Annotated in this window: 22 protein-coding genes and 1 riboswitch; of the genes, 7 read left to right on the top strand and 15 right to left on the bottom strand. The window is 69.5% G+C overall.

Annotation, left to right across the window (positions count from 1 at the left end):
* Positions 1-58: 58 nt before the first annotated feature.
* From prpB to AC3ENO_RS00295, 4 genes are all read right to left on the bottom strand, one after another.
* The gene (gene prpB / locus AC3ENO_RS00310) at positions 59-961 is read right to left on the bottom strand and encodes a methylisocitrate lyase (protein WP_434968636.1); all 903 of its coding nucleotides are present in this window, start codon (positions 959-961) and stop codon (positions 59-61) included.
* The gene (locus AC3ENO_RS00305) at positions 961-2,487 is read right to left on the bottom strand and encodes an MmgE/PrpD family protein (protein ID WP_434968635.1); all 1,527 of its coding nucleotides are present in this window, start codon (positions 2,485-2,487) and stop codon (positions 961-963) included. The genes prpB and AC3ENO_RS00305 overlap by 1 nt, the downstream gene beginning before the upstream one ends.
* Positions 2,484-3,134 carry a GntR family transcriptional regulator gene (locus AC3ENO_RS00300; protein ID WP_434968634.1) on the bottom strand — a complete coding sequence of 217 codons (651 nt, stop codon included), beginning with the start codon at positions 3,132-3,134 and terminating at the stop codon, positions 2,484-2,486. The genes AC3ENO_RS00305 and AC3ENO_RS00300 overlap by 4 nt, the downstream gene beginning before the upstream one ends.
* A gap of 104 nt (positions 3,135-3,238) precedes the next feature.
* Positions 3,239-3,610 (bottom strand): VOC family protein, encoded by a 372-nt coding sequence (locus tag AC3ENO_RS00295; RefSeq protein ID WP_434968633.1) that lies wholly within the window; start codon positions 3,608-3,610, stop codon positions 3,239-3,241.
* Between the two features lie 126 nt (positions 3,611-3,736).
* On the opposite strand from AC3ENO_RS00295, the gene AC3ENO_RS00290 reads away from it, so the two are divergent.
* Positions 3,737-4,573, top strand: a complete 837-nt coding sequence (locus AC3ENO_RS00290) for a hypothetical protein (RefSeq protein ID WP_434968632.1) — start codon at positions 3,737-3,739, stop codon at positions 4,571-4,573.
* Here the strand turns inward: AC3ENO_RS00290 and AC3ENO_RS00285 are convergent.
* Positions 4,530-5,027, bottom strand: a complete 498-nt coding sequence (locus AC3ENO_RS00285; protein WP_434968631.1) for an NUDIX hydrolase — start codon at positions 5,025-5,027, stop codon at positions 4,530-4,532. The genes AC3ENO_RS00290 and AC3ENO_RS00285 overlap by 44 nt on opposite strands.
* Positions 5,015-6,991: an ABC1 kinase family protein gene (locus AC3ENO_RS00280; RefSeq protein WP_434968630.1), complete on the bottom strand. Its 1,977-nt coding sequence runs from the start codon at positions 6,989-6,991 to the stop codon at positions 5,015-5,017. Before AC3ENO_RS00280 ends, AC3ENO_RS00285 begins: the two co-directional genes overlap by 13 nt.
* 134 nt (positions 6,992-7,125) lie before the next feature.
* Here AC3ENO_RS00280 and AC3ENO_RS00275 point away from each other — a divergent pair, with 134 nt between their 5' ends.
* Positions 7,126-8,661 (top strand): carboxylesterase/lipase family protein, encoded by a 1,536-nt coding sequence (locus tag AC3ENO_RS00275; RefSeq protein ID WP_434968629.1) that lies wholly within the window; start codon positions 7,126-7,128, stop codon positions 8,659-8,661.
* Between the two features lie 7 nt (positions 8,662-8,668).
* Here AC3ENO_RS00275 and AC3ENO_RS00270 read toward each other — a convergent pair whose 3' ends face one another.
* On the bottom strand, positions 8,669-9,679 hold the full coding sequence (locus AC3ENO_RS00270; protein WP_434968628.1) for an aldo/keto reductase family protein: 1,011 nt from the start codon (positions 9,677-9,679) through the stop codon (positions 8,669-8,671).
* A gap of 75 nt (positions 9,680-9,754) precedes the next feature.
* Between AC3ENO_RS00270 and AC3ENO_RS00265 the strand changes: the two genes are divergently transcribed.
* The gene (locus tag AC3ENO_RS00265; protein WP_434968627.1) at positions 9,755-11,185 is read left to right on the top strand and encodes a carboxylesterase/lipase family protein; all 1,431 of its coding nucleotides are present in this window, start codon (positions 9,755-9,757) and stop codon (positions 11,183-11,185) included.
* 5 nt (positions 11,186-11,190) lie between these two features.
* Here AC3ENO_RS00265 and rlmN read toward each other — a convergent pair whose 3' ends face one another.
* Positions 11,191-12,507 carry a dual-specificity RNA methyltransferase RlmN gene (rlmN, locus tag AC3ENO_RS00260; RefSeq protein WP_434968626.1) on the bottom strand — a complete coding sequence of 439 codons (1,317 nt, stop codon included), beginning with the start codon at positions 12,505-12,507 and terminating at the stop codon, positions 11,191-11,193.
* A 108-nt stretch (positions 12,508-12,615) separates the two neighbouring features.
* On the opposite strand from rlmN, the gene AC3ENO_RS00255 reads away from it, so the two are divergent.
* Positions 12,616-13,092: a GNAT family N-acetyltransferase gene (locus tag AC3ENO_RS00255; RefSeq protein WP_434968625.1), complete on the top strand. Its 477-nt coding sequence runs from the start codon at positions 12,616-12,618 to the stop codon at positions 13,090-13,092.
* A gap of 42 nt (positions 13,093-13,134) precedes the next feature.
* On the top strand, positions 13,135-13,773 hold the full coding sequence (locus tag AC3ENO_RS00250; RefSeq protein WP_434968624.1) for a LysE family translocator: 639 nt from the start codon (positions 13,135-13,137) through the stop codon (positions 13,771-13,773).
* Positions 13,774-13,797: 24 nt separating this feature from the next.
* On the opposite strand, the gene AC3ENO_RS00245 is transcribed toward AC3ENO_RS00250, so the two are convergent.
* Together AC3ENO_RS00245 and AC3ENO_RS00240 are read right to left on the bottom strand one after the other, a co-directional pair.
* The gene (locus tag AC3ENO_RS00245; protein ID WP_434968623.1) at positions 13,798-14,637 is read right to left on the bottom strand and encodes an SDR family oxidoreductase; all 840 of its coding nucleotides are present in this window, start codon (positions 14,635-14,637) and stop codon (positions 13,798-13,800) included.
* The gene (locus AC3ENO_RS00240; protein WP_434968622.1) at positions 14,634-15,449 is read right to left on the bottom strand and encodes an enoyl-CoA hydratase/isomerase family protein; all 816 of its coding nucleotides are present in this window, start codon (positions 15,447-15,449) and stop codon (positions 14,634-14,636) included. Before AC3ENO_RS00240 ends, AC3ENO_RS00245 begins: the two co-directional genes overlap by 4 nt.
* Positions 15,450-15,636: 187 nt before the next feature.
* On the opposite strand from AC3ENO_RS00240, the gene AC3ENO_RS00235 reads away from it, so the two are divergent.
* On the top strand, positions 15,637-17,073 hold the full coding sequence (locus AC3ENO_RS00235; RefSeq protein WP_434968621.1) for an LssY C-terminal domain-containing protein: 1,437 nt from the start codon (positions 15,637-15,639) through the stop codon (positions 17,071-17,073).
* A 28-nt stretch (positions 17,074-17,101) separates the two neighbouring features.
* Here AC3ENO_RS00235 and AC3ENO_RS00230 read toward each other — a convergent pair whose 3' ends face one another.
* From AC3ENO_RS00230 to AC3ENO_RS00215, 4 genes are all read right to left on the bottom strand, one after another.
* Positions 17,102-17,866 carry an SDR family NAD(P)-dependent oxidoreductase gene (locus tag AC3ENO_RS00230; RefSeq protein WP_434968620.1) on the bottom strand — a complete coding sequence of 255 codons (765 nt, stop codon included), beginning with the start codon at positions 17,864-17,866 and terminating at the stop codon, positions 17,102-17,104.
* 57 nt (positions 17,867-17,923) lie between these two features.
* Positions 17,924-18,709, bottom strand: a complete 786-nt coding sequence (locus AC3ENO_RS00225; RefSeq protein ID WP_434968619.1) for an energy-coupling factor transporter transmembrane component T family protein — start codon at positions 18,707-18,709, stop codon at positions 17,924-17,926.
* A complete protein-coding gene (locus AC3ENO_RS00220; RefSeq protein ID WP_434968618.1) occupies positions 18,706-20,208 on the bottom strand; it encodes an ABC transporter ATP-binding protein in 1,503 nt (500 codons plus the stop codon). Before AC3ENO_RS00220 ends, AC3ENO_RS00225 begins: the two co-directional genes overlap by 4 nt.
* Positions 20,168-20,791, bottom strand: a complete 624-nt coding sequence (locus AC3ENO_RS00215) for an ECF transporter S component (RefSeq protein WP_434968617.1) — start codon at positions 20,789-20,791, stop codon at positions 20,168-20,170. Before AC3ENO_RS00215 ends, AC3ENO_RS00220 begins: the two co-directional genes overlap by 41 nt.
* A riboswitch (TPP riboswitch) is annotated at positions 20,783-20,893 on the bottom strand. Its footprint overlaps the gene before it by 9 nt.
* A 38-nt stretch (positions 20,894-20,931) precedes the next feature.
* On the opposite strand from AC3ENO_RS00215, the gene AC3ENO_RS00210 reads away from it, so the two are divergent.
* Positions 20,932-22,362, top strand: a complete 1,431-nt coding sequence (locus AC3ENO_RS00210) for a D-alanyl-D-alanine carboxypeptidase family protein (RefSeq protein ID WP_434968616.1) — start codon at positions 20,932-20,934, stop codon at positions 22,360-22,362.
* Positions 22,363-22,389: 27 nt separating this feature from the next.
* Here the strand turns inward: AC3ENO_RS00210 and AC3ENO_RS00205 are convergent, their stop codons facing one another.
* Positions 22,390-23,439 carry an enoyl-CoA hydratase/isomerase family protein gene (locus AC3ENO_RS00205; protein WP_434968615.1) on the bottom strand — a complete coding sequence of 350 codons (1,050 nt, stop codon included), beginning with the start codon at positions 23,437-23,439 and terminating at the stop codon, positions 22,390-22,392.
* Between the last annotated feature and the right edge of the window lie 104 nt (positions 23,440-23,543).

The raw sequence follows: 23,543 nt of genomic DNA, 5'->3' as shown, positions 1-23,543 counted from the left end.
ATGCTCCTTTGCAATGTGTCGGTGCGCCTGGCCCGTCTGCCCGGACTCGGCTGACTGATCAGGATCGGTCGACGGAGAAGGTGTAGATGTTCGTGTCGAAGCGGCTGTAGCTCTCGTAGTCGATCAGCTCGTAGAGATCGGCACGGTGCTGCATCTGATCCAGCTGGCCGGTCAGGCTCCCGTCGTCGATCAGGGTGTCCAGCGCCCGCTCGGCCGCCCCCATCGCCATCCGCAGCAGCGAAACGGGCCAGATGACGATGTTCATGCCGACGTCGCGGAGCTGGTCCACCGTGAACAGGTCGCTCTTGCCGAACTCGGTCATGTTCGCCAGCAGGGGCACGTCGATCGCGGCGCGCATCGCCTCGAACTCCGACAGGTCGCGCATCGCCTCGGGGAAGATCGCGTCGGCCCCGGCATCCACGAGGGCCTTCGCGCGGTCGATGGCGGCATCCAGCCCCTCGACGGCGCGGATGTCGGTGCGCGCCATGATGAGGAAGTCGGGGTCGCGGCGGGCCTCGACGGCGGCGCGGATGCGTTTGATCGCCGTGTCGGCGTCGACCACCGACTTCCCGTCAAGATGACCGCACCGCTTGGGGTTGACCTGATCCTCGATGTGGGCGCCCGAGACTCCGGCATCCTCGAGCGTCTGGATCGTGCGGGCGACGTTCATCGGCTCACCGAAGCCCGTGTCGGCGTCGATGAGCGTCGGCAGATTCGTGACGCGGGCGATCTGGGCGCCGCGCCCGGCGACCTCGGTCGCGGTGGTGAGGCCGATGTCGGGGAGCCCGAGGTCGGCCGAGAGTACCGCACCCGAGACATAGACGCCCTCGAACCCCTTGCGCTCGATCAGCTGCGCAGAGAGGGGGTTGAACGCACCGGGAAAGCGCAGCAGCTCCCCCGACGCGAGGCGTTCGCGCAGCGCGCGGCGCTTGTCGGCGGCTGGTGCTGTCGCAGACAGCATCAGAACAGACCCTTGGGGGCCGGGGCAGAGGCCAGGATGCCGAACGTCGCGACGATGTTGAGCTGTCCCACCTCGATGGCCGAGAGCTCCGGAAGGCGCTGCGCGAGGTCGAGAAAGCGCTCGATCTCCTCAGGCCTCAGCACCGGCTCGGCAAGCAGCCGGAACTTGCGGATGTAGTCCTCGCGGGCGAACGGCCGGGCCCCGAGCGGATGCGCGTCGGCGACGGCGATCTCGTCGACGAGCGTCGTCCCATCGGTCAGCGTGATCTCGACCCGACCACCAAAGGCCTTCTCGTCCGGGTCCTCGGAGTGGTAGCGGCGCGTCCACTCGGCATCCTCGGCGGTCGTGATCTTGTGCCACAGCTCGACGGTGTCGGGTCGCGCCGCTCTCTCGGGCAGGTATGAGTCGACATGGTGCCACGCGCCGTCCTGCAGGGCGACCGCGAAGATGTAGGGGATCGAGTGGTCGAGGGTCTCGCGGGAGGCGTGCGGGTCGTACTTCTGGGGGTCGTTCGCGCCCGACCCGATGACGTAGTGGGTGTGGTGGCTGGTGTGCAGCACGATGCTCGCGATGTTCGCGGGGTCGCGCAGGTCGGGCCGCTCGGTGCCGAGCCGGCGGGCGAGGTCGATCCACGCCTGCGCCTGGTACTCCGCCGAGTGCTCTTTCGTGTACGAGTCGAGGATCGCCCGCTTGGGCTCTCCCGGCCCGGGAAGCGGCACGTCGTACGCGGCATCCTTGCCATCGAGCATCCAGGCGATGACCCCGTCTTCTCCCTCGTAGATGGGGCTCGGGCTGGTCTCGCCGCGCATCGCGCGGTCCACGGCCTCGACCGCCATCTTCCCGGCGAAGGCCGGGGCGTGGGCCTTCCAGGTCGAGATCTCGCCCTTGCGGGACTGGCGGGTTGCGGTCGTCGTGTGCAGCGCCTGCCCCACCGCCTGGTAGATCGTCTCGGCATCCAGGCCCAGCAGCGTGCCGATGCCGGCGGCAGCCGACGGGCCGAGGTGGGCGACGTGGTCGATTTTGTGCTTGTGGAGCGAGATCGCCCGCACGAGGTCCATCTGGATCTCGTAGCCGGTGGCGATCCCGCGAACGAGCGCTGCACCGTCGGTACCGACGTGCTGCGCGACGGCAAGGATCGGCGGGATGTTGTCACCCGGATGCGAGTACTCGGCCGCCAGGAACGTGTCGTGGTAGTCGAGCTCTCGCACCGCGACCCCGTTAGCCCACGCCGCCCACTCGGGGCTCGTACGCCGCTCGTTCGCGCAGCCGAAGACGGTGGCTCCCGCGCCGCTGACCGAGACCGCGTGGTCGAGCGCCTGCTGGCGGGCCGCGCTCACGGGTCGTCGGGTGAGGGATGCCGCGGCAACTGACGCGTTGTCGATGACGCGGTTGATGATCATGTCGACGACTTCGGGCTCGACGGGCACCGGATCGGCAGCGACCTCGGCAATGTGCCAGGCGAGCTGGCCCTCGCGGGGGAGGTTCTCGTCGCTGCGGTGGACGCGGACGTGGTGCGTGATGGTCATGCTGCTCCGGGTTCGGTGCGGGCCTCCGAGAGAGAGGCGAGGATGCTGGTGAGGGCATTGTGCAGATGCACGTGAGTCGCGTGGGCGGCAAGGTCGGGGTCCTGAGCGGCGATCGCGGCGGCGATGAGACGGTGCTCACCGACGGATGCACTCAGCCGCGTCGGGTTCTCGCGCGCGAGACGGCGGACTCGGACCAGGTGTGTCCGGATCGTGCGGAGTGCCGAGCTCAGATAGGCGTTGTCGACAGCGGCATCGAGTGCCGCCTCGAACCGGGAGATCAGCTCGTAGTAGCGCTCCCGCCCCTCGCCCCGCAGTGACGTGCGGTCGAACTCAGCGGCGAGCGCAGCGAACTCGGCGGGGTCGGCTCGCGTCGCGGCGATCCGCGCCGCCGCCTCCTCGAGGGCGCGGCGGAACTCGAAGAGGGCGCGGATGTCGTCGGCATCCACGTCGGAGACAACCGTCACCCGAGGCGACTGCTGCACGACGAGCCCGTCCGCCGCGAGGCGCGCGATCGCCTCGCGCAGCGGGGTCCGGCTCACCCCCAGGCGTGCGGCCTGCTCGACCTCGCCCAGAACAGCGCCGGCCGGGAGGACGCCGTGCTGGATCTCCGTGAGGAGCATGCGGTACGCACGATCGCTCGCCCTCATCGGCGCCTCCCGTCTCTTGTATACACAAAGTAGCACTCGGTGTGACTAGCGCACACTTCTCGGCTCTTGCGTATACAAAGAGGACGCAACGGGTGACGAAGGCGCTAGCCCTCGGTCGCGCCCGGCGCGCCCTCGTACAGGCCGATCACGTTTCCTTCGGGGTCCGTGATCACCGCCCACCAGCTCGCGTCGTCGATCGGCTGTTTGGGGAGCAGGATCGAGCCGCCGGCATCCGTCGCGGCCGCCAGAGTCTCGTCGATCGAGTCGACCTCGACGTACGATCGCGGCTGCGTGAACCCCTCGCTCCGCGGGGCGAGTCCGCCGCCACTGATCTGGTTGGGTGCCTGCCACATGGGGTAGCCCTCGAATCCGGGGAGCTCCCGAATCTGCCAGCCGAAGAGCCGTTCGTAGAACTGCGTCGCGGCCTTCATGTCCGCAACCGGAATATCGATGTGGGTGATGTCTCCGTGAGCCATGGCGTCCTCCTCCGTGAGCGCTGCGTCGCGGGCCGCGCGACGCAGCCAGTCTGATCCGTGCGGGGGCCGGCGACAAGAGGACTCGTCACACCGGATGTCCGGACTGTGCCGTGCAACGATGAAGCGATGAATGCGGAGGCCGAGGCTGAACTGCGTGCGCTCCGGGCCCGGGCGTACGGCCCGGACGCGGACATCCTCAGCGATCCCGCGGCGTACGAGCGGCTCCAACAGCTCGAGGCGGACGCGCGACGCGAGCAGGAACCGGATGTCGCGGACGGGGCACCGCCTGCGCCCGTGTCGACGCCGTCAGCGCAGACCGACCTGGCCGGGCAGGCCGCGCCGGCCCGGCCAGCGGATGAGCCATCGGAAATCGACTCTGCGGCCGACCCCGGGCGTCCAGAGCGGGCGGTGTCGTCGCCTCTGACGCGGACGCCGCCGCTCGCGCGAGCCCTCTGGATCGTGTCGATCGCCGCCGCCGCGACGCTCGCGGCATCCGTCACCTGGGCGCTTGCATCGATTCCGGTGATCTCCGACCAGACCGGCGCACGACAGGTCGCCGCACTGGAGCCCGACCCGTCTGTCGAGGCGCCGCCGTTCTTCGGGGATCCCTCGCAGCAGTCCGCCGGCTACCGGTTCGCCGGGTTCACCGTGACGAGGGTTCTCAACAGCACGTATGGCCCAGGCGGTGAGTGCCTCGTGATCTTCACGACCGATCAGCGCGATCAGGACCCAGAGTCCTTCTCGGGGAACCTGTACTCCGGCTGCGGTACGGGAACGTTCCCCGCGATCGTCGCGGTACCGCTCGCTGCGGATGCCCCCGCAGAGGCGCTCGAACGCTTCGGCGAGGGCACCGAGCTGCAGTTCATACTGGTCGGCGATCGGGTAGGTGTCTACTCGGATGCGGAACTGACCCCACCGCTCACCCGACCGCGCGACCACCGAGCACGGCAGCCAACGCCGTGAGCACGGGCCGCTGTGAGGCGGTGAGCTTCTCGGCGGCGGCAGCCGGCGGCAGCCAGGCGATGCGATCGACCTCCGGAAAACGCGCGCGCCGACCCGACCCCGGCGGCCACTCGAGCTCGAACTCACCGAACACGAGATCGGAGAGATCGAGGGCGGAGCCGTCGACCGCGTAGACGGTGATGACCTTGCGGGCAGCGGGGAAGGATCCGAGCTCGATCGGCTCGCCGGCGGGAGGCTCCACACCGAGTTCCTCGCGGAACTCCCGCCGCGCGGCCTCGAGCGCAGACTCCACCGCGGGGTCGAACTCTCCCTTGGGGATCGTCCACGCTCCCGCATCCTTGCGCTGCCAGAACGGCCCACCCATATGGGCGATCAAGACCTCGAACGACGTCGGGGGATGGTCCGACGACGAGAGGCGGCGATAGGCCAGCAGGCCCGCACTCAGGGTGACCACGAACTGTCACCGCCGCGACGGCGCAGAGCTGTGCGCAAACTGCGCACCAGCAGCAGGAGACCGCCGAGGCCCACGACGCTGCCCAGGAACGGGAACAGCGGCACATCGTCGGTCAGCGGCGGACCGCCGGATGAGATCGCGAGGGCGATTCCGGTCGCCAACAGCGTGACCCCGACGATCGTGCTCGTCACCTGACCCAGCAGTCCCTCGATCCACCGCCGCTCCCCCGTTCCCTCGAACGAGCGCAGGCGCACCGAGAAGGTGCCTGCCTCGAGCGAGCGCGAGATGTTCTCGATGCGACGCGGCACACGGCGTACCTGTTCCAGCGCGAGCGCGAGCTGCGTCTGCGCCGACAGGGCAGCGGTCCGCAGCGACAGCATGCTGCGAGCGAAGTGCGGTGCGCGCGTGAGCGCCTGACCGACCATGTCGTAGCCCGGCGCGACCCGACGAAGGCTTCCTTCGAGCGAACCGAGCGTCCGGAACACCAGGAGCAGCGACGGCGGCAGCGCCAGCCGGTGATGGCGCAAGGTGTCCAGAAGGAGCCGGAAGACATCCTCACCGGCGGGCGCGTTGCGAACACGCGTGATGATGGCGCCGATGTCCCGCTGGAGAGCTGCCTGATCGACGCCGCTCGGATCGGGCTCGCACAGCAGGAGCACGATATCGGTCGCGGCCCGGTCGTCGTCGGCGGCGATCGCGGTCAGCAGCGGCACAAGGAGCCGCCGCATGCTCGCCTCCAGCACGCCCACAGCACCGAAGTCGATGAGCGCGACAGCCCCGTCGTCGCACAGAATCAGGTTCCCCGGGTGAAGGTCGGCGTGGAACACCCCGCGCACCGCGATCTGCTCGAACACGGCGTCGAGTACGCCGTCGGCAAGCGCACGAGCGTCGCCGGGCTCGAGCGCTCCCGGGGGGAGCTTGCCGAAGGGCAGGCCGTCGATGCGCTCCTGGACGATCATCCGCTGCGTGCACAACTCTCGGAACGTCTCGGGGATGCGCAGCGGCATCGCGTGAGTCTTCGCGATGGCCCCGCGCAGCATCTCAGCGTTTGCCACCTCGACGCGGTAGTCCAGCTCCTCGGTCAGCGCACGAGAGAACTCGGTGACCAGAGCCACTGCGCCGTAGTCGGCTGCCCAGTCGGTGCGCCGCTCGGCATCGCGCGCCAGGCGCTCGAGTATGTCGAGATCCGTGGTGACCTGTGCGCGCGCCGACGGACGCTGGATCTTCACGACGACGCGCTCGCCCGAGACGAGGGTCGCCGCGTGCACCTGGGCAACGGATGCGGCAGCCAGGGGCTCCGGCTCGATCGACGCGAAGACGTCGGCGATCGGTCGCCCCAGCTCCGCACGGATCGCCGCCTCGGCATCCGACCACGGGATCGGCGTGGAGTCCATCTGCAGCGTGGCCAGCGCATCGATGAGATCCCGGGGCAGCACATCCTCCCGGGTGGACAGCACCTGTCCGAGCTTCACGAATGTGACGCCCGCCTCGGCGAGGGCTGCGACCAGCGCCTGCGGAAGCGCGTCGCGCGCTGCATGCGAGCGGCCGCGGTACATCCCGAGACCGTGACGGGAGGCGATCGCAACGATCTGCGCATAACGCCGCGCGCGATCGCGCCGCCGGAACGCGTCGCGCACCATCGTGACGGGATTCCCGAGGGGGCGACTGGGCCACAGGAACTCCAGCGTGACCAACACGATCACGACCACGGCGAAGATCCAGCCCAGAACGAGAGCGACGAACGCGAGCACGATCGGGCTGTCGACGAGCACCCGGTCCCCGTCGATGACGTCGGTCTGCTCGAACACCCAGCCGGTCAGCGGAAGCGACCCGAGAAAGACGACCGCGGAGGTCACGAGCGCTCGGATCCACCCGATCTGCGCGTCAAGGAGCCGTCTGCTGACCCATGCCGAGAGCATGGCGAAGGCGACCGTGAGCAGAAGAACAGCGAGCCATACCGGCATGCCCCGATTGTGTCAGGCGGGGCTCCGGCGCGCATGGTCCGATGCCGCGAGCCCTGGGGTGTCCACCTCGACCGTCTACGCTGTGTCGCGACGCCGTGCCGCCGCGGCGGTTCTGACCGGCCCGGGAGAGACCGATGGAAGAGACGACCGTTGCTGCAGCGCCCGCGGGGCGCTTCGCCGGCGAAGCACTGAACGACCGGATGCGGGTCTGGCGCGGCATCCGGTACGCGCAGGCCCCCACGGGCGATGCGCGATGGCGGGACCCGGTCGCTGCCCCACCAGCGCCCGCCGACACGGTGGTCGAGGCCACCCGGTTCGGCGCGATTGCGCCGCAGAAGGCGAACCCCGCCATGGATCTCGGACCCGATCCCCAGATGTCGGAGGACTGCCTGTTCCTCAACATCTGGAGCGCAGCGGATGCCGACAGTCCGGCGCCGGTCATGGTGTGGTTGCATGGCGGCGCATATACCTTCGGCTCCAGCAGCCAGCCCGTCTACGACGGCGAATCTCTTGCCGCGCACGGCGTCGTGGTGGTGACGATCAACTACCGGATCGGAGCCCTCGGGTTCCTCGACCTGTCGAGCGTGTCCGGCCCGGACCATCCGTTCGACGGCAACCTGGCTCTCAAGGACGTGCTGCTCGCGCTGCGCTGGGTGCAGCGCAACATCGCCGCGTTCGGAGGCGACCCGGAGCGGGTCACCGTCTTCGGCGAGTCCGCCGGCGCGGGACTGGTCACCACGCTTCTGGCAGTCCCCAGCGCGGAGGGCCTGTTCTCGCGGGCGATCGCGGAATCCTCGCCGGTCTCGAGTGTGTACGACGCGGCGCGGGCCGCGAGCGTCACGGAACTGTTCCTCGCGGCCGTGGGGCAAACGGATGCCGCGACGCTGCGATCCCTGCCGGCCGACGCGATCGTCGAGGCGGGTATGACGGTGTTCGCTCAGGTGCCCGCGCAGCATCCGGGTACCATCGCGTTCGGTCCTGTCATCGACGGCGAGCTCCTCCCCGAGGCTCCCGCGACGGTCCTGGCCGAGGGTCGCGGGCTGCCGGTACCGCTGCTGATCGGCACCAACAAGGACGAGGCTTCGCTGTTCCGGATGATGAAATCGCCCCTCATGCCGATCCGGGAGGAGCAGATCGAGCAGATGCTCGCCGAGCTCGGGACCGAGCGACCGGGGGTCGACCTGCCGTCGATGGCGCAGGTACTCACGGCCTACGAGGGAGTTCGTCACCACGCCGTCGGGCTGGGCATCGCGCGCGACATCGGATTTCGGATGCCGACCCTGTGGGCCGCCGAAGGCCACTCGGACGCCGCGCCGGTGTGGCTGTACCGGTTCGACCACGCGACTCCCATGCTGCACCTCCTGCGGATCGGCGCGACGCACGCGACCGAGCTCCCGTACGTGTGGGGGACGTTCGGGCGCCGCGCGCACGACCTCACCTTCCGGCTGGGCGGTCGCCACGAGGCCGAACGGATCTCAGCCCGGATGCAACAGCGCTGGACCGCATTCGCCAGAGGGGAGGCTCCGAACGCCGACGGCGGCGTGGCGTGGCCCCCGTTCGACAGGAACGGTCGGGCGACGCTCGTGATCGAGGCCGAGGACCGTGTGGTCGCCGACCTCGATCTGGAGCTGCGTGCAGGCTGGGGTGACGAGGTCCTCGCCTTCCCCTGAGCCGGGACTACGAGCGGGTCTTCGGCGAGGACTCCTCGGTCAGTGCCGGGTCGGTCACGGCGACCGAGCCCAGGGCCTGGTCGATGGCTGCCATGGTGTCGGCATCCAGCACCACACCCGAAGCCTTGACGGTGTCCTCGAGCTGCTCCGGTCGCGATGCTCCGACGAGGGCTGCCGAGACATTGGGGTTCTGCAGCACCCACGCGATCGCGAGCTGCGGCAGAGTGAGCCCGGCCTGCTCGGCGATCGGATGCAGCTTCTGCACGGCCTCGAGGACGTCATCGGTCATGAAGCGCTTGATGAACCCGGCGCCGCTCTTCTCATCCGTCGCCCGGGAACCGGCAGGCGCCGGCTGGCCGGGACGGTACTTGCCGCTGAGCACTCCCTGCGCCATCGGCGACCAGACGATCTGCGAAATCCCGAGCTCGTGAGAGGTCGGGATCACCTTCCCCTCGATGACCCGCCACAGGGCGGAGTACTGCGGCTGGTTCGAGACGAGCTGGATGCCCAGCTCGGTGGCCAGCTCGTGCCCGGCGCGCAACTGCTCGGCCGTCCACTCGCTGACGCCGATGTAGAGCGCCTTGCCGTGGCGTACGACGTCGGCGAAGGCCTGCATCGTCTCCTCCAACGGCGTCTCGTAGTCGTACCGGTGGGCTTGGTAGAGGTCGACGTAGTCGGTACCGAGTCGGCGGAGCGACCCGTTGATGCCGTCCATGATGTGCTTGCGCGAGAGCCCGGAGTCGTTGGCGCCGGCGGGCCCGATGGGCCAGTACACCTTCGTGAAGATCTCCAGGGACTCCCGACGCTGACCCTTCAGCGCCTCGCCCAGGACCTCTTCGGCGACCGTGTTGGCGTACACGTCTGCGGTGTCGAAGCTCGTGATGCCGAGATCCAGTGCGCGGTGGACGGTGGCGATCGCGGCGTCGTTCTCGACCTGGGACCCGTGGGTGATCCAGTTTCCGTAGGTGATCTCCGTGACCTTGAAGCCGCTGTTGCCGAGGTAGCGATAGTTGACCATTGCTCCACGCTAGCTCCCGTCGCGTGGCACGGGCGCGCAGATCCATGTCGAGGCTCTCGCCGTAGGCTGATTCCCGTGGGCACGGAGGCATGCGAGGTCACGGTCGGCACGGGCAGGCTGCGCGGTACGACGACGGACGGCATCCGTCGCTTCGCCGGGGTGCCGTACGCCCAGCCGCCCTTCGGTCCGCGCCGGTTCCACCTGCCGCAGCCCGTGACCGCCTGGGAGGGGGTCCGCGACGCAGAGACGTTCGGCCCGCCCGCACCGCAGGATCCCTATCGCGGGCCGATCGGCGAGCTCCTCCCGAGTCTTGTCGCCGATGGCCGCGCCCAGGACATCCTGACCCTCAACGTGTGGTCGCCAGAGGATGCCCGCGCACTCCCCGTGGTCGTGTGGATCCACGGCGGCGCCTTCGAGCGCGGCGGATCCGCGCTCGAAGGATACGACGGCACGACCTTCGCCCGTGACGACGTCGTGTTCGTGTCGGTCAACTACCGGCTCGGCTCCGAGGGATTCTCCGTGCTCGAGGATGCCCCCCGAAATCTCGGCCTGGAGGATGTGGCAGCCGCCCTGCGGTGGACGCACGCCGAGATCGCCGCGTTCGGGGGCGATCCTGACCGCATCACCGTGATGGGCGAGTCCGCGGGTGGAGCACTGGCCGCCGCGCTCCTGTGTCGCGACGACACCCGGCCACTCATCGCCGGGGGGATCGTCCAGTCCGGTCCCCTCACCGCCGCTGAGCCCGAGCGCGCCGGGCGCGTCACCCGGGCGATCGCGAAGCGACTCGGTATCTCCGCCACCCGTGACGCGTTCGCGGCAGTACCGCCCGCCGAGCTCCTCGCCGCCCGCGCAGCGCAGGCTGCGGGGAGCTCGCCGCTGCGGGGCGCCCCGGGATTCGTCCTCGCGCGAGATGACGCGAGCCTTCCCCGAGCGCCGCGCGATGCGCTGACGTCCGTCGACGTGCCGCTGGTGATCGGAACCAACACCGACGAGTACCGCCTGTGGTTCAGTCCCGCCTCCCTCGCGACGATCACGACCTGGCAGGCCCGGCTCGCCCGCCTCGCCCTGCGGGTGCCCCGCGCAGCTGCCCGCGCCTACCGGCGCCTCTTTCCGGACCAGAACGAGGGCGAGCGGCTGGGCCAGGCCCTCACCGACGCCATGCTGCGCGTGCCGATGGTGCAGGCGGCATCTCGCCGCAGCGCGCCCACATTCGTGTACGAGTTCGCATGGTCGAGCCCCGTGCGAGACCTCCGCGCCGCGCACGCCGTCGAACTCGGCTTCGTGTTCGACGGCCTCGACGGTGACGACAGTCAAGCGCTCGCCGGCGAGGCGGCTCCGCAGTCGCTCGCCGACGACATGCACGATGCGTGGATGCGCATGATCCGCGACGGGAACCCCGGGTGGCCGGCATTCGGGCACGACCGGCTCGTCCGCGTGTTCGATGCGCCATCGCGCACAGCTGTGCTCCCCCGCGCCGACGCGGTGGACGCGTACCCCGGATCCTGACCGGTCTACGCCTGCGCGGCGGCTGCCTCGTCGTCCTCGGTCGCGACCAGCTGACCGCAGGCACCGTCGATCTCACTGCCGCGGGTATCGCGGAGGGTGGTGGGAATGCCTGCCGCGTTCAGGCGGCGGACGAACTCGTTCTGCACAGCCACCTCGGATGCCGTCCAGATCGAACCGGGCGTCGGATTGAGGGGAATCGGGTTGACGTGCACCCACCCGCGTCCGCGTTCGTTGAGCTTCTGCGCGAGAAGGTCCGCCCGCCACGCGTGATCGTTCATGTCCTTGATGAGGGCGTATTCGATCGAGACCCGGCGCCCGGTCCGTTCGAAGTAGCCCCGCGCCGCGTCGAGCGCCTCGTCGACCTTCCAGCGGGAGTTCACGGGGATGAGCTCGTCGCGCAGTTCATCGTCGGGCGCGTGCAGCGAAAGAGCGAAGGTGACGGGGATGTCCTCTGCCGCGAGCTTGGTGATGGCGGGGACGAGGCCGACCGTGGACACGGTGATGCCCCGGGCACTCATTCCCATGCCGTGCTTCTTGTCCGTCATCACCCGCACCGCCTGCATGACGCGCGCGTAGTTGGCGAGGGGCTCACCCATCCCCATGAAGACGATGTTCGACACGCGCTCCAGAGAGAGATCGGTGCGTCGCTTGCCGCCCAGTTCACCGCGGGCGATGACCTGGTTGGCGCGCACGACCTGATCCACGATCTCGGCCGCCGACATGTTGCGGGTCAGTCCCGCCTGGCCGGTGGCGCAGAACGGGCAATTCATACCGCATCCTGCCTGGCTGGACACGCAGAGCGTGATGCGGCCCGGGTATCGCATCAGCACGGACTCCACGAGCGCACCGTCGTGCAGCTTCCAGAGGAACTTGATCGTGTCCCCCTTGTCGGTGTCCAGGCGCCGCACTTCGGTCAGCAGGGGCGGCAGCAGCCCCGAGACGAGCTCGTCTCGACCTGCCGCCGGCAGATCGGTCATCTCGGCGGGGTCGCTCGTCCATCGGGTGAAGTAGTGGCGCTCGATCTGCCCCGCGCGAAAGCCCGGCAGGCCGAGCTCCTTCGCCTTCTCGACGCGCTGCTCGGGAGTGAGGTCGGCAAGGTGCACGGGAGGCTTGCCGCGCTTGGGGCTCGCGAACTGCAGGAGCGGGCGGCCCTCGGCATCCTTCTTCTGCTGCCATCCTTCTGTCTTCGGGCGCACCTGCGGTACGCCGGAGGCCGCGGGCGCTGTCTTCGGGCGCACCCGCGGGGCACCGGGATCCGCGGGCGCTGTCTTCGGGCGCACGTGCGGCGCACCGGATGAGGTGGGAGGAAGTGCGCGAGCCATGCCTCCAGAGTAGGCGAGCTGACAGCCGACGCCCCCGGGCCCGGGTCTGTCTCGCGCGCAGCGTCAACCCCTTGCCCACCCTCGACCCCCGGCCGCTACCGTGAACTCGTGCCCCGCGACGACCTCGACATCCGCCCGATCGCACCCGACGACGCGGGCGAGGTTCTCACCCTTCAGCGCGCGGCTTTCGTGCAGGAGGCGCTCATCTACGGCACTCCCCACATGCCACCGCTGACGCAGACCCTCGACGAGATCACGGCCGAGCTGGGAGAGAATCTCGGCTGCGTCGCGCTGCGCGGATCCCGCATCGTCGGTGCCGTGCGCGCTCGGCAGGACGGATCGCTCCTGCTCATCGGCAGGCTCGCGATCGCTCCCGACCAGCAGGGCGGGGGGATCGGCACGGCGCTGCTGGATGCCGTCGAACGACGGGGCATGGATGCGGGAGCCACCGTCGCCGAGTTGTTCACCGGTTCGTTGTCGGAGGCGAACCTGCGCCTGTACCAGCGACAGGGATACGCCGAGAGCGAGCGCGTACCCGGCGATGGCGGCATCGAGCAAGTGTTCTTGCGCAAACCGCTTCGCTGACCGAGTCGTCATCCGTGGGACGCCGGCGACTATCGTGTGGTGGTGGTCCCCCTCGAGAACCTGCTCGCTTTCACCCTCGCGGCGCTCGTTCTCATCGTCATCCCAGGGCCCAGCGTGCTCTTCACGATCGGCCGCAGTCTCGCGCTGGGACGCATGGGCGGATTGCTCAGCGTGCTGGGAAACGCTCTCGGCCTGCTGCCGATCGTCGCGCTCGTCGCGATCGGCGTCGGGGGCTTCATCGCCCAGTCGGTCGTGCTGTTCACGATCGTGAAGATCGCGGGGGCGGGTTACCTCGTCTTCCTCGGGATCCAGGCGATCCGGCATCGGGGCCGGGCGGCGGCTCTCGCGCTCGAGGGCGCCGCGGCCAGCTCCCCCTGGCGCCAACTGGCCGAGGGCTTCGTCGTCGGAGTCACCAACCCGAAGACGATCGCGTTCTTCGTCGCCGTACTCCCCCAGTTCGTCGACGTCGGCGCGGGTGCCGTGCCGTTGCAGATGATCGAGCTCGGCCTCATCTTCTTCGCGATCGCGCTGGTCTCCGACGGCGCCTGGGCACTGATCGCCGCCGCTGCCCGCGCGTGGTTCGGCCGCTCACCGCGGCGCATGGCGACACTTTCGGCGGTCGGCGGCTCGCTCATGATCGTGCTGGGCGGCATCCTGCTGCTGACCGGAAGTACACACTGACACCGGTCACTGCCACGTCGGCGATCAGTCGAGAAAGATGTCGGGGAACAGCTGATCGTCGGGGGTTCCGGGAACTGCCGCGTAACGAGAGAAGTCTGTGACACCGGCCTGTTCCAGGACATCCTCGACGATCAGCGTCTGGCCCGTGTACTCCCGCGAGGGCTTCGTGATCACCTCGTAGGCGGCATCCGCATAGATCTGCGGAGTGCGACTGGCCTTCATCATCTGGTCACCGCCGAGCGCGAACTGCACAGCAGCCGTGGCGATCGTCGTGCGCGGCCACAGCGTGTTCGCGGCGATCCCGTCCCGGGCGAACTCGGCTCCGATGCCGAGCGTCGCCATCGTCATCCCATACTTCGCGAGCGTGTAGCCCGTGTGACCACCCAGCCACCGCGGCGACAGGTTCAGCGGCGGGGACAACGACAGGATGTGAGGGTTGTGCGCCTCACGCAGAATCGGAACTGCCGCACGCGAGAGCATGAAGGTGCCGCGCGTATTGACGTCCTGCATGAGGTCGTACTTCTTGGCGGAAAGATCCACCGATCCCGACAGGTCGATCACGCTCGCGTTGTTGACCACGACGTCGATGCCGCCGAACTCGCCCTGGGTCTTCAGCACGGCCTCGGTGATGTCGTCGTCGTTGCGCACGTCTCCGACGAGGGGAAGCGCCCGCCCGCCGGCAGCCTCAATCGCCTCCGCTGCCGTGTGCACAGTCCCCTCGAGCTTGGGGTGCGGCGCGTCGGTCTTCGCGAGGATCGCGACGTTCGCCCCGTCTGCGGCGCAGCGCAAGGCGATGGCGAGCCCGATCCCCCGGCTCCCACCCGACAGGAGGACGGTCTTTCCGGCGAGCTTCTTCTCGGTCATTCTGCGTCCTTTCGGGAGCCGGCACCGTGCTTCGGGCTGCGGGATGCCGCCACGAACGCGGCGATGCGAGTGCGTGCCTCGTGCGTCGCGAACTGCTCGCCGATCGTGTGCGCCTCGTCTTCGAGGTTCTGCGCGAACGCGCGGCCTGGTCCCAGACGCACGAGCCGCTTCGCCTCTCCGAACGCGGCAACGGCCCCGGACTGCCAGAACTCGGCGACACCTCGGGCGCGGGCTGCCACATCCGCGGCGGGAACCACCTCGTTCACGAGGCCCCAGTCGAGCGCCTCGTCCGCCGAGAGGCTGCGGTCCTGCAGGAGCAGGGTCAGCGCCCGGCGCTGGCCAACCGCCGCGGGAAGCAGCGTCGAGACCCCGAGATCGGGCGTGAGACCGATGTTGGCGTACTTGCTGACGAAGCGCGCGGCGTCAGACGCGACGATGTAGTCCGCGCAGAGCATGATCCCGAGCCCGCCTCCGGCTACCGCGCCCTGCACCGCCGCGACGATGGGCGTGGACGAGCACACCAGGGTGAGGATCCCCTCGTGGATGGTCCGGGCCATCGCGGTCACCGCGTCACCTGCCGAGCCATCACCGGGGTCGGCCTCCGACATCGCGACGACATCGCCGCCGGCGCAGAACGCGGGTCCGGCGGCATCGAGCAGGATCGCCGTCACGGTCGGGTCACCAGCCAGTTGCACGGCGATATCCCGCCACCGCTGCCCCATCTCGAAGTCGACGGCGTTCAAGCGTGCCGGACGGTTCAGCGTCACGTGCGCGAGGCCGTCCTCGACCTCGACCAGGATGGACTCGCTCATCTCGGCCTCCTTGCTCCACACGAGGGTGCGGCCTGACGGCGTTCCCCTTCGAAACCTCCCGTCACTCTACTCTGCGTGATCTGAGCCGGGATCCGCAGTCCCAACGCCGGCGACACGGAGTCTCACGGTCGGATGTCGACCGCGGCGGCGCGCTCATCGGCTCGACCGGCGGTTGTAGGGTGGCGGCGTGACGGACGAACGGCGCCGCAGCTACTCGATCGGAGTGGCGCTGGACTGGTTCTTCTTCGTCTTCGCCGGCATCGCGGCGCTCTGGCTGGCGTATCTGAGCTTCACCGAGTCTTTCCGCGTCGGCTGGTGGGGACTGCTCGGCGCGATCGTGTTCTGGGTGCTGCTGGCCTATCTCGTTCTGCCGCGCATCCACCGCATCCTCACGACGATCTATGTGCCCGGCTACTTCATCGGGCGCACGCGCACCAGCGACGGTCTCCTCGGAGATCCGGTCAACCTCGCGTTCATGGGCGATGAGGCCGCCATCCATGAGGCGATGCGAAAAGCGGGCTGGACTCTGGCCGACCCCGTGACGCTGCGCTCGTCCATCCGGATCGTGACCTCGACCCTGCGCCGCCGCAGCTACCACGAAGCACCTGTCAGTCCGCTGTTCCTGTTCGGACGGATGCAGGACTTCGCGTACCAGCAGGAAGTCGCCGGAAACCCCGCGCAGCGCCACCATGTCCGGTTCTGGCGCTGCCCTGACGACTGGCCGCTCCCCGGAGGTCGCCGCGTGGAGTGGCTCGCGGCCGGCACCTTCGACAGCGCCGTCGGGCTCTCGCTGTTCACGCTCCAGGTCACCCATCGCATCGACGCAGACACCGACGTGGAACGCGATCACATCGTCAGTTCGCTCCTGGCCGCCGATCCGACGATCCGTGTCGAGGTCATCGAGGACTTCTCGACGAGCTACCACTCCCGCAACGGCGGCGGCGACTCGATCCGCACCGACGGAGACCTCCCCATCCTCGACCTCCGACCTGCCGCGGCGATGGCGGTGACCGACGGGGCAGTCACGGTAGAGGACCGCCGTGCGGAGCCCGCGGTGCGCCGTGTTGCAGCAAGCGCGGCGGCGACGGCCACCGAGGCGCCTCCGGTCGCGCCGCGAAAGCGCGCGGCGTTCGAACCGCCGACGTCGCTGTTCGCTCCCCTGAACCGGGACCCTCACATGCGCCGACCCGCCACGATCACGACGGGAACCTTGCTGCTCCTGCTGCGAGTCCTCGCGGGCGTGATCATGATCGCGGGGCTGTGGCTTGAGTGGCCGGACCTCATGGACAGTGCCGAGCTCGCGCTGGGCGACGACATGCTCACGGCTGAGGAAGAGCAGTTCGCCCTCTGGCTCGTCGTGGCCCTGATGGCGGTGAGCCTTGCCGTGCAGCTGGGCGTGCTGCTCTCACTGTGGTGGGGTCGCAACTGGGCGCGTCTGACCGTCATGGTCTTCGCCGTCATCTCGATCTCCACGGCGTTCACGACCTGGTTCCTTCGCGAGCAGGAGATCACCCTCCAGACATCGCTCCTCGCGGTCGGCCTCGATGTGCTGATCCTTCTGGCTCTTTCCAGCCGCAGCGCCGCCGCCTACTCACGCCGCCGCGAACGCAGACACCGGAGCTAGTCCTGCTCGGCGCGGACGCTCCGCCTGCTCAGCGCGGTGCCATGCGGATCGCGCCGTCGAGCCGAATGGTCTCGCCGTTGAGGTAGCCGTTTTCGACGATGGCCATCACGAGTGCGGCGTACTCCTCGGGCCGCCCTAGACGAGCCGGATAGGGGACCTGCTGCCCGAGGGAATCCTGTGCCGCCTGCGGCAACCCCGCGAGCATGGGCGTCTCCATGATGCCTGGCGCGATCGTCGCGACACGGATGGCGTGACGGGCCAGCTCCCGCGCGATCGGGAGCGTCATGGCGTGCACGCCGCCCTTGCTCGCGGCGTACCCCGGCTGCCCGATCTGACCATCGAAGGCGGCGACACTGGCGGTGTTGACGATCACGCCCCGATCGCCGGACTCGGCATCCGGATCGGTTCGCGCCATCGCGGCGGCAGCATGGGCGACGACGGTGTACGTGCCGACGAGATTCACGCGCACGATCCTCTCGAAGAGGTCGATCGACGCCGGCTCACCGTCCCGGTCCAGCACCTTGGCCGGGGTACCGATTCCCGCACAGTTCACCACGACCCGCAGCGGACCGGACGCCGCGGCCGTCGCCACGGCGTCTCGCACCTGTCGCGCGTCAGTGACATCCGCCGGAACGAAGGTGCCCCCCACACGCGCCGCGACGTCCGCGCCGGGCGAACCGGGCAGGTCGACAATCGTGACGAGCGCTCCGCCGTCGGCGAGCCGCTCGGCCGTCGCCGCACCCAGGCCGCTCGCACCACCGGTGACAAGGGCCGCCGCTGCGCTGATTCTCATCCGTCTCTCCTTCGAGCAGATCCTCCCCGCGCCCACCCTACGCGGCGGACCCGCCCCTCAGCGCGGGCCGAGGATGAAGTTCCAGCTGCCGGTGACGACGGCTGCACCCACAGCCACCGCCGCGACGGCTGCACCGAGCAGGACCAGCATCCAGTCGGCGCCGCCGAACCGGGATTCCCGCGCCCAGGTGCGCGCGACCGGCGCCCCGAAGCCCCGCGCCTCCATCGCGACCGCGAGCTTCGTGCCGCGCCGGATGGAGAGGACCAGCAGCGCAAAGGCCATCCCGAGGAATCGCCGGATGCGCCCTCGGTCTGCGACGCCACGGGATCTGCGCGCGAGTTCGAGGGCGCGCCAATCGTCCATGAACAGCCCGATCATCCGCAGCCCGGCGAGCGCGCCGAGAACGAAGCGCGAGGGTACCCGCAGCACCTGCGCGAGCCCGTCTGCCAGGTCCGTCGGATCGACAGTGGCGAACAAGACGACAGAGGGCAGCGCGATGGCAAGCACGCGCAGCGTCGTGGCGACGGCGAGCTCGAGCGAGCCCTCGCTGATGCGCACGACGAACCACTCCGCGTACACCTGCCCGCTCTCCTGCCCGTAGAGGGCGATGGTGAGCCCCGTCAGCGGGGCCAGCAGCCACACGATCCACGTGCGTCGCCAGAACTGGCGCCACCCGAGCCCGGCACCGGGGAACAGGGCGAGTTCGATCGCGAGAGCCACACCCGCCGACACGGCATCGAGCGTCAGCACGAGGGGGATGGTGAGCGCCATGATCGCGAGCAGCTTCGCGACGGGATTGCGTCGCGCCATCCGCGAGGGCGCCGCGGTCTGGATGCCGATCATGGCGTTACGCCCAGCACGATGCGCTCCGCATCCAGCGCCGTCGCGACGTCGAGGTCGTGCGTGATGGCAACGACCGCGGAGCCCTCGTCACGCACCCGCGCCAGCAGCGCGACAAGCTCCGCCCACGTGCGCGCGTCCTGCCCGAAGGTCGGCTCGTCCAGGACGAGGACTCTCGGTCGGGTAGCCAGCGCCGCCGCCACGGTGAGCCGTCGCTTCTCGCCTCCCGACAACGTGTACGGGTTGGCGTCGGCCAGGCGATCCAGTCGCAGCCGATGCAGCAGCTCGTCGACGCGGGCCGCGATCTCGGAGTCCGAGATACCCAGGGCACGCGGTCCCACCTCGAGTTCTGCGCGCACCGTGCCCGCGAGCAGCTGGTGCTCCGGGTCCTGGAACACCATGCCCAGGCGCGTCAGCAGAGCACGGGAGGCCCACTCATGGGGATGCCCCCGCTCGCCGGCCGCAAGCTCCGGGGACGCGGTCACGGTGCCCCGGGCCGGCGGAATCAGCCCCGCGAGCGTGAGGCCCAACGTCGATTTGCCGGCGCCGTTGGGCCCCGTGATCGCGGTGGCCGCCCCCGCCCGGACCTCGAGCCCGGTCACCTCGGCGACGACCTGGCCGGGCCGGCGCTGGACAGCGAGGTCCCTCGCCGATATGAGCACGTCGCCGGGGGCTCGCGCAGCTCGCGGCGGCCACGCGGGGCGGTGTCCCGGCACCCACACGCCCGCCGCGGCGAGCTCGTCGCCGCGGCCCTCCAGCACCGCATCGGGAGCTCCATCGGCAACGACCCGACCCTCGGCGAGCACGATGACCCGATCGGCCAGCGGCACCCAGGCCGCCACCCGGTGCTCGACGACCACGAGCGTCGCACCGGTGGCGCTCACGACGCGGGCCACGGCGTCACGCACCTGCGAGACACCGTCGGGGTCGAGGTTCGCGGTCGGTTCGTCGAGGATGATCAGGCCCGGCCGCATCGCCACGATCGCGGCGAGCGCGAGCCGTTGCTTCTGCCCACCTGAGAGCGCGCTCGTGGAGTGGGTCAGCGGCACATCCAGCCCGACGAGTTCGAGGGCTTCACGCACCCGCCCCCAGATCTCGTCGCGAGGCACACCGAGGTTCTCACAACCGAAGGCGACCTCGTCGCCGACGCGGGCCAGCACGACCTGTGAGTCCGGGTCCTGCAGCACCAGGCCCGCGCGGCCGCGCGCGGCTGTCGGCAGCGCGCCATCCAGCCGAAGCGAGCCTGCGCTCTCGCCCTCGTCGCCGCCGAGCACGCCGGCCATGCCTCGTGCGAGCGTGGACTTTCCCGACCCCGACGCCCCGAGCAGCAGCACGCGTTCACCGGGTTCGATGCGCAGGTCGAGATCGCGCAGAGCCCATGCGCGTCGACTTCCGTGACGCCACCCCCAGCCGGAGAGGTGAACGGCGACGGGTGAGGTGAGAGGAGGCTGCGACGTCACGTCAGACGCGCTGCCGGACCTCGCGCCCGGCGGGGAACGCATCCAGGGCACCCGTCGCGGCGAGCGCTCGCACCAGCAGCCACGACAGCAGTCCGGCGATCACGGCACCGGAGATGACGGTGCTGATCAGGTAGATGATCGTGAAGGTCACGTCGGCTCCGGCGAACCAGAGGATCAGGTTGTTGATCCCGCCCGCAAGAGCCGCCCCGGCTCCCGCGAGGATCGCGACCGGGAGTGACCACACCCGATAGGCGAAGATCAGGAAGACGATCTCAGCGCCGAGCCCCTGAACGAAGCCGGCTTCCAGGGTCAGGAATCCTCCCCATTGGTTGCCCACGAGCGCCGAGACGACGGCGGCGAGCAGTTCGGTGTAGATCGCGGCGCCGGGCTTTCGGATCACGAGAGCCCCGAGGACTCCGGCGAACAGCCACGGTCCGTCCAGCAGGCCCTGCAGCCCGGGCAGGAGCGGTTCGAGCAGCGTGCTCGGTCCGACATAGCCGACATTCCACGCCAGGAAGATCAGACCGGAAGCGACACCGATGACGCTGGCGACGACGATGTCGACGATCCGCCAACGGAAGCTGCGCGGAGCCTTGGTGGTTGCGGGGGACGACGAAACAGACATTGTTCTCCTTCCTGCGCTGGCATGACCCAGATCAGGTTCGACGGTCGAAGCGTGGATTCGCTTCCTCTCAGCCCGGAACACCGGACTCCCGTGGTACGTGATGCCGATTATACGGGTCCGGTGCGGATAACCTGGGCGGGATGACTGACACGGAAGCGCCCACCGCTCCCGGCCCGACCGACACCGATGCGGTCTCAGGTGCGGCCGCGAGCGCCGCCGTGCAGCGCTCGGACACCGCGGCCCTGCAGTGGGCTCGGCCTGCGAGCCCCGCCGGCCCACGTCGACCGGTGAGCGACTCGGACCCCGGCGATCTGCTGGAGGGGATGCCGCGCCGCTCACTGCTTCGCGGGACCGTCATCGGGCCGACGCTCATCGTCCTCGCCGTCGTCGCGGCATACGCGGGGGTCACGCTGCTGTGGCCACTGACCGCGGTGATGCCGACCGCGCAGTCCGCCGAGGTGGCGCCGATGACCGCCTCTCTCGCCGCACCGGCATGGCCTGCCGAAGGATCTGCAGCGGTCGCCGTCGACGGGTTCGAGTCGACGGCACCCGACGGCACGATCGCCTCGACGAGCGAGGAGGCGCCTCTCGCGAGCATCACGAAGCTCGTCACGGCGCTCATGGTGCTCGATCGACAGCCTCTCGCGATCGGCGAGAGCGGCCCGGAGTACGCCTTCGGCTCGCGAGACAGATCGACGTACTGGAACTACCGAGCACGCGGCGAATCAGCTCTCGACGTCCCGGTCGGCGAATCGCTCACCGAGTACCAGATGCTCCAGGGGATGCTGATCGGGTCGGCGAACAACTACGCGTCGCGATTGGCCGACCAGTTCTGGCCCACTGACGCCGTCTTCGAGAGCGCCGCCGCTGACTGGCTCAGAACCCACGGCATCAGCGGCATCACCGTCGTGGAACCCACGGGCATCGACGCCGACAACGTGGGCACCCCCGCGGGAGTCATCGCGCTCAGCCGCAAAGCCATGGCGAACCCGGTCATCGCCGAGATCGTTGCGACACCCGTCGTCACACTCCCGGGCGCCGGCGAGGTCGAGAACACGAATGATCTGCTGGCCGATCCGGGCGTTGTCGGGATCAAGACGGGAACCCTGTTCGTGAACGGCCGCGAGGTTGACGACCTGGCCACCGCGAAGGACGTCATGCTCGGCGACACGACGGTGCGGATGTACGCCACGGTGCTCGCGCAGCCGACGGATGAGGAGCGCGACAGCGCGGCACGATCCCTGCTCGCGCAGCTCGAGGCGGAGCTGACAACGCCCTACGTCGTCCCCGCCGGAACCGTCGTCGGAACCATCCAGACGGCGTGGGGGTCAGCACCGGAGATCCGTACCGCAACCGACGCGACCGTCGTGCTCTGGAACGGGGCTGCGTCCAGCTCCACTGCCGCACTCACCGTCGGCGAGTGGGATGCCGGGTCACCCGCGGGAACGTTCACTCTCAGCGGTCCACTCGGTTCCACGACTGTTGAGGCCGCACTGACGAGCGAGATCGAGCAGCCCTCGCCGTGGTGGAGGCTGACGCATCCGCTGGAGCTGTTCGGCCTGATCGACTGAAGCTCCCCCGCCGACGTGGCCGCGCCGTCAGAGCCCCAGCGGCACGGGCGGTGTGAACGCGAAAGCCTGGTCGAGAAGGTCATCGTCGAGCTCCTCACGCGTCCCGGGACTCCAGCGCGGCGAGCGATCCTTGTCGACCAGCTGCGCGCGGATTCCCTCGATGAGGTCCGGCTGCGTCATAGCGAACCACATGACGAGGCCGAACTCCTGCGTCAGCGCTGACCGGATGTCGGGAAGCTCCCGCGCCCGCCGGACGGCCTCCAGCGTGACCGCGAGCGCCGTCGGAGGAAGCGACTCCAGCTGGGCGGCGGTGTCCTGTGCGGCATCCTCGGGTCGCTCTCGGAGGGCATCGACGATGTCGGCGACCGTGTGCTGCGCGAACGCGACATCGATCCACGGGCGGTCCACGTGCAGGCGCCCGGGAGCCGGATCGATGGCTACCGCACCTATTGCCCGTTCGAGGTCGACGCCGCCGGCCAGGTCCGACAGCAGCCCGTCGAGCCGACCGCTCGGGACGTGGTGATCGGCGAGGCCTGCCGCGATCGCGTCGGCTGCCCCCACCGACTGGCCCGTCAGCGCCAGGTACTCTCCGATGCGGCCAGGCGTGCGAGCCAGGAGCCACGATCCGCCGACGTCGGGCGTGAACCCGATCCGCGTCTCGGGCATCGCGAGCACCGAGCGCTCTGTGACCACGCGGTGCGACGCGTGCCCGGCGAGGCCGATGCCACCGCCCATCGTGATCCCGTCCGCGAACGCGACGATCGGATGCCGATACTCCGCGATGCGCGCGTTGAGGGCGTACTCGGCGCGGAAGAACGTGTCGACCTGCTCCGGGTGCTCGCCCGTGAGGGTGTCGTACAGTCCTCGGACATCGCCCCCCGCGCAGAACCCGCGATCACCCGCGCCGCGGAGCACAACCGCGTCGATGCGGTCATCCCGGTCCCACCGATCCAGCGCGGCGGTCAGATCCCGCACCATCTCGAGGTCGAGGGCGTTCAGGGCACGCGGACGTTGCAGGGTCAGGATGCCGATCCGGCCACGCCGCTCGGAATCCACCTTCGTCGGCGCCGTCTCCACGGGTCCACGTTAGCGACACGAATCTGCAGCCGGGAGCCGGCTTGGGCGACGCTCGGGCGTGGTGCCGCATCGCCGGTGGACCTGTCGGCCAGACTGGTGCGCAA

The organism is Microbacterium sp. bgisy207 (assembly GCF_057706855.1).
The sequence above is the reverse complement of the archived record's forward strand: the minus strand, read 5'-3'. Positions and strand labels throughout refer to the sequence as shown.

Bases quoted from the DNA above. Each gene is read 5' to 3' on its own strand.
- prpB (WP_434968636.1), bottom strand. From the start codon at position 961: ATGCTGTCTGCGACAGCACCAGCCGCCGACAAGCGCCGCGCGCTGCGC.
- AC3ENO_RS00305 (WP_434968635.1), bottom strand. From the start codon at position 2,487: ATGACCATCACGCACCACGTCCGCGTCCACCGCAGCGACGAGAACCTC.
- AC3ENO_RS00300 (WP_434968634.1), bottom strand. From the start codon at position 3,134: ATGAGGGCGAGCGATCGTGCGTACCGCATGCTCCTCACGGAGATCCAG.
- AC3ENO_RS00295 (WP_434968633.1), bottom strand. From the start codon at position 3,610: ATGGCTCACGGAGACATCACCCACATCGATATTCCGGTTGCGGACATG.
- AC3ENO_RS00290 (WP_434968632.1), top strand. From the start codon at position 3,737: ATGAATGCGGAGGCCGAGGCTGAACTGCGTGCGCTCCGGGCCCGGGCG.
- AC3ENO_RS00280 (WP_434968630.1), bottom strand. From the start codon at position 6,991: ATGCCGGTATGGCTCGCTGTTCTTCTGCTCACGGTCGCCTTCGCCATG.
- AC3ENO_RS00275 (WP_434968629.1), top strand. From the start codon at position 7,126: ATGGAAGAGACGACCGTTGCTGCAGCGCCCGCGGGGCGCTTCGCCGGC.
- AC3ENO_RS00270 (WP_434968628.1), bottom strand. From the start codon at position 9,679: ATGGTCAACTATCGCTACCTCGGCAACAGCGGCTTCAAGGTCACGGAG.
- rlmN (WP_434968626.1), bottom strand. From the start codon at position 12,507: ATGGCTCGCGCACTTCCTCCCACCTCATCCGGTGCGCCGCACGTGCGC.
- AC3ENO_RS00245 (WP_434968623.1), bottom strand. From the start codon at position 14,637: ATGACCGAGAAGAAGCTCGCCGGAAAGACCGTCCTCCTGTCGGGTGGG.
- AC3ENO_RS00240 (WP_434968622.1), bottom strand. From the start codon at position 15,449: ATGAGCGAGTCCATCCTGGTCGAGGTCGAGGACGGCCTCGCGCACGTG.
- AC3ENO_RS00230 (WP_434968620.1), bottom strand. From the start codon at position 17,866: ATGAGAATCAGCGCAGCGGCGGCCCTTGTCACCGGTGGTGCGAGCGGC.
- AC3ENO_RS00225 (WP_434968619.1), bottom strand. From the start codon at position 18,709: ATGATCGGCATCCAGACCGCGGCGCCCTCGCGGATGGCGCGACGCAAT.
- AC3ENO_RS00220 (WP_434968618.1), bottom strand. From the start codon at position 20,208: ATGCGTTCCCCGCCGGGCGCGAGGTCCGGCAGCGCGTCTGACGTGACG.
- AC3ENO_RS00215 (WP_434968617.1), bottom strand. From the start codon at position 20,791: ATGTCTGTTTCGTCGTCCCCCGCAACCACCAAGGCTCCGCGCAGCTTC.
- AC3ENO_RS00210 (WP_434968616.1), top strand. From the start codon at position 20,932: ATGACTGACACGGAAGCGCCCACCGCTCCCGGCCCGACCGACACCGAT.